At 60.4% G+C, this 3,898-nt stretch carries 3 protein-coding genes and 2 pseudogenes; 1 reads left to right on the top strand and 4 read right to left on the bottom strand.

Going from position 1 to position 3,898, the window contains the following annotated elements; genetic code table 11:
• From ACILRA_RS20835 to gmd, 3 genes and pseudogenes are all read right to left on the bottom strand, one after another.
• Positions 1-248, bottom strand: a pseudogene (locus ACILRA_RS20835) (hypothetical protein); the annotation flags it as partial.
• A gap of 81 nt (positions 249-329) precedes the next feature.
• Positions 330-1,286, bottom strand: coding sequence for a GDP-L-fucose synthase family protein (locus ACILRA_RS20830; protein WP_395663966.1), 957 nt, complete (start codon positions 1,284-1,286; stop codon positions 330-332).
• Between the two features lie 5 nt (positions 1,287-1,291).
• A complete protein-coding gene (gene gmd / locus ACILRA_RS20825; protein ID WP_395663965.1) occupies positions 1,292-2,416 on the bottom strand; it encodes a GDP-mannose 4,6-dehydratase in 1,125 nt (374 codons plus the stop codon).
• Positions 2,417-2,711: 295 nt separating this feature from the next.
• On the opposite strand from gmd, the pseudogene ACILRA_RS20820 reads away from it, so the two are divergent.
• Positions 2,712-2,840, top strand: a pseudogene (locus ACILRA_RS20820) (acyl-CoA dehydrogenase); the annotation flags it as partial.
• Between the two features lie 59 nt (positions 2,841-2,899).
• Here ACILRA_RS20820 and ACILRA_RS20815 read toward each other — a convergent pair.
• Positions 2,900-3,898, bottom strand: a 999-nt coding sequence (locus ACILRA_RS20815; RefSeq protein ID WP_395663964.1) for an amidohydrolase family protein, incomplete at its 5' end; no start/stop codon positions are given.

The raw sequence follows: 3,898 nt of genomic DNA, 5'->3' as shown, positions 1-3,898 counted from the left end.
CGGCGCCGCTCAATACCAGCCGTCCTGAAGACGCCGGCAATCCTGTCGAAATCCGGAAAACGCCCCGCGAATGTTTCGTTCAGAAATTCCGCCGCTTCGTGCTGTTCGATGACGAAGGGTGGCACGGCTGTCGCAACCGAGAGGATCTGTGCGTTCTGGACTGCCAATTCACAACCTTTGATCTGCGATGTAGAATTGAATTCAGGGTTGATACGTGCGGTAGCCCGGGCAGACCATTGGCGCGACAAGTTATTCCGTTTTGCTCAGACTATAGAGAGCCTGCTGAAAACAGCCGAACAGTCTGCCACCCCATCCAGCGTCAGGCTCGCCTAACTCCTGAGATGAGCATGGTTGCGGCAGAACCAATCATAGGTGCCGGCGATGCCGGTTTGCAGGTCAGTCCGCGCCGTCCAGCCCATGGCAGTCAACCGCGAGACGTCGAGAAGCTTGCGTGGAGTACCGTCCGGCTTCGTTGCATCGAACAGGATCTTTCCCTTGAAGCCGGTCACCTCCGCCAGCAAACCGGCAAGTTCTGCGATGCTGACGTCCGAACCAACGCCAACATTGAGGTGATTGAGCCCGGGGCCCGTATGAGACACATAATGCGAACGATCGGCGTCCAGAATGAAGAGGCTCGCCTCCGCCATGTCGTCGACGTGCAGGAATTCCCGCCGTGGCCTGCCGGATCCCCAGACGATCACTTCAGGGCAGGCACTGCGCGCAGCCTCATGGAAGCGCCGGAGCAGCGCAGGCAGAACATGGGACTCCTTCGGATGGAAACTGTCTCCGGGCCCATAGAGGTTGGTCGGCATAACGCAGCGGTAGTCGGTTCCATGCTGGCGATTGTAGGCTTCGCACAGCTTGAGCCCGGCGATTTTTGCGATGGCGTAGGGCTCGTTCGTCGGCTCCAGCGGCCCGGCAAGCAGGGCCTCTTCCGCAATGGGCTGCGGCGCCAGTCGGGGGTAGATGCAGGAAGACCCGAGAAACAGGAGCCGCTGCACGCCAGACCGCCACGCCTCGTGAATGACATTCGTTTCGATGATCAGGTTGTCATAGATGAAATCTGCAGGGTGAGTGGCGTTGGCCAAAATGCCCCCGACTTTCGCAGCAGCCAGGATCACCACATCCGGCCTCTCGGCCTGCATGAAGGCGCGGGTCGCAGCCTGATCGCAGAGATCGAGTTCGCTTCGATCTCGTGTGATCACATCCGCACCGCGGTCCCTGAGGCGCCTCAGCATGGCCGATCCAACCATGCCCTTGTGGCCTGCGAGAAAGTAACGGGTCATGACGGTCACGTCCCGCGCGACAATGGCGTTCCGAGACCAAGGCTCTGGAGCAAATTGTGGCGCCGGGCAGCGGAGAGGTCTTCGCGCACCATCTCCGCGCACATCATTTCCACCGTCGTTTCCGGCCTCCAGCCAAGCTTTTCCCTGGCCCTCGATGTATCACCCACCAGCGAATCGACCTCCGCGGGACGGAAATAACGCGGATCAATGCGAACGATGACCTGACCGGGCTTCACGCAAGGCGCATCTTCGCCTGACACCTCCTCGACGATTCCCACCTCATCGATTCCGGAGTTCTGGAAGCGCAGTGCGATGCCAAGCCCCGCCGCGGCCCAGATGAGGAACTGCCGCACGGAATGCTGGCGCCCGGTCGCAATCACGAAGTCCTCCGGCGCTTCCTGCTGCAGCATCAGCCATTGCATGGCGACATAGTCGCGCGCATGTCCCCAGTCTCTCAGCGCATCGATGTTTCCGAGATAAAGGCATTGATCGAGCCCCTGGGCGATGTTCGCCAGACCCCGCGTAACCTTCCGCGTCACGAATGTCTCGCCCCTTCGCGGGCTCTCGTGATTGAAGAGGATGCCATTGCACGCATAGAGGCCATAAGCCTCGCGATAATTCACCGTAATCCAGTAGGAAAAGAGCTTGGACACGGCATAGGGGCTACGCGGACGGAAGGGCGTCGTCTCGCGCTGCGGCGTCTCCGCAACGAGGCCGTATAGCTCGGATGTCGACGCCTGGTAGAACCGTGTCTTGCCTTGCATGCCAAGGAAACGGATGGCTTCGAGCAGACGCAACGTTCCCAGACCATTGACGTCGGCCGTGTATTCCGGGGCTTCGAAACTCACGGCCACATGTGACTGGGCAGCAAGGTTGTAGATTTCATCCGGCTGCACCTCGGCGATGATGCGGGTAAGGCCCAGACTGTCCGTGAGGTCACCATAGTGCAGGCGCAGTTGAACCTGCTCGCGGTGCGGATCCTCGTAGATGTGATCAATGCGCGCGGTATTGAACGAAGATGCGCGGCGCTTGATGCCATGCACCTCGTAGCCCTTCTCCAGCAGGAACTCTGCCAGATAGGATCCATCCTGCCCTGTGATTCCCGTTATCAGCGCCTTCTTGACCGGCATCGTGGCATCCCTGCTTCCTGACTGTCAGTAAGTCAAGACGCCATTACTTGATCAAGCAGAAAGCAACAGGCAACTTAGGATAGATGTAGCCTCCAAATAAGTTATTCATGCAGTCCTCCTTAACGAGACTGTAGCGCCACAACCACAGCTTCCTCGATCCGAACCGGATGGACAACCTGGTGAGAGATAACAGCCAGAGCGCGGCGAGGATTGAGACGGAATCTGATCCAACACGGAAACCCCGCTTCGGCCAAGGCGTGGCGTGGGCGAGCATACCAAGCAGATTCCAACCGTCTTCGCGGAGGACTACGACGTCGAGCGCAAGTTCCGCGAGACGCGGCTTTACCAGGTGGCCCCGATCTCAACCAACCTGATCCTGTCCTACATGGCCGAGCATGTACTCGGCCTTCCCCGTTCCTTCTGAGAATCGAAAAGGCCGCCTCCCTGGGGAAGCGGCCTGATGTCGGTCGTGAACGCCAGGGCCTAGACGCCGATCGGCATATGCTCCGGCGAGCGGGTGACGGCGCGGGGTGCGGTGAGGTCTTTCCAGATCGACAGCGCCTTGTTGACCGCGGGAAAAGTCTTGCGGGGCACGAACCTTCCGCGGCCCGGGCGCGCCTGGTCGTTCTTTCCGTAGGTCCAGACCACCTCGCCGCGCGAGAGGGTGTAGCGGGCCTGGCCGTTCACCTTGAAACCCTCGAAGACATTGTAGTCGATGATCGACTTCTGGGTGGCCGCGGAAATGGTTTTGGAAATGCCAGGGTCCCACACCACGATGTCCGCGTCCGACCCGGCGAGCAGCGCGCCCTTCTGCGGGTAGATATTGAGGATCTGCGCGATGTTGGTTGATGTCACCGCCACGAACTCATTCGGCGTGATGCGCCCTGTCTCGACGCCTTTGGTCCACAGCATGGAAAGCCGGTCCTCCAGCCCGCCGGTACCGTTCGGGATCTTGGGGAAATTGTTGACGCCCAAACGCTTCTGCGCGGTGGTGAAGGCGCAATGGTCGGTCGCCACCACCTGCAGGGACCCCGCGGCCAGTCCCGCCCACAGCGAATCCTGATGGCTCTTGTTGCGGAAGGGCGGCGACATCACGCGCTGTGCGGAATAGTCCCAGCTCTTGTTGAAGTACTCGCCCTCATCAAGCGTCAGGTGCTGGATCAGAGGCTCGCCATAAACACGCATGCCCTTCTGGCGCGCCCGGCGGATGGCCTCATGCGCCTGCTCGCTTGATGTGTGCACGATGTAGACGGGAACGCCCGCGGCATCGGCGATCATGATGGCGCGGTTAGTGGCCTCGCCTTCCACCTCAGGCGGGCGCGAATAGGCATGCGCCTCAGGACCGGTGTTGCCCTCGCTCATGTATTTCTGCTGCAAGGCGGCCACGATGTCGCCGTTCTCGCAGTGGACGAGCGGCAGCGCACCAAGTGCGGCGCAGCGCTGGAATGACGCGAACATCTGGTCGTCATTGACCATCAACGC

This window comes from Aestuariivirga sp., assembly GCF_044239095.1.
Taxonomy (GTDB): domain Bacteria; phylum Pseudomonadota; class Alphaproteobacteria; order Rhizobiales; family Aestuariivirgaceae; genus Aestuariivirga.
Note: the sequence above shows the minus strand (reverse complement) of the source record. Positions and strands in the feature narration are given on the sequence as shown.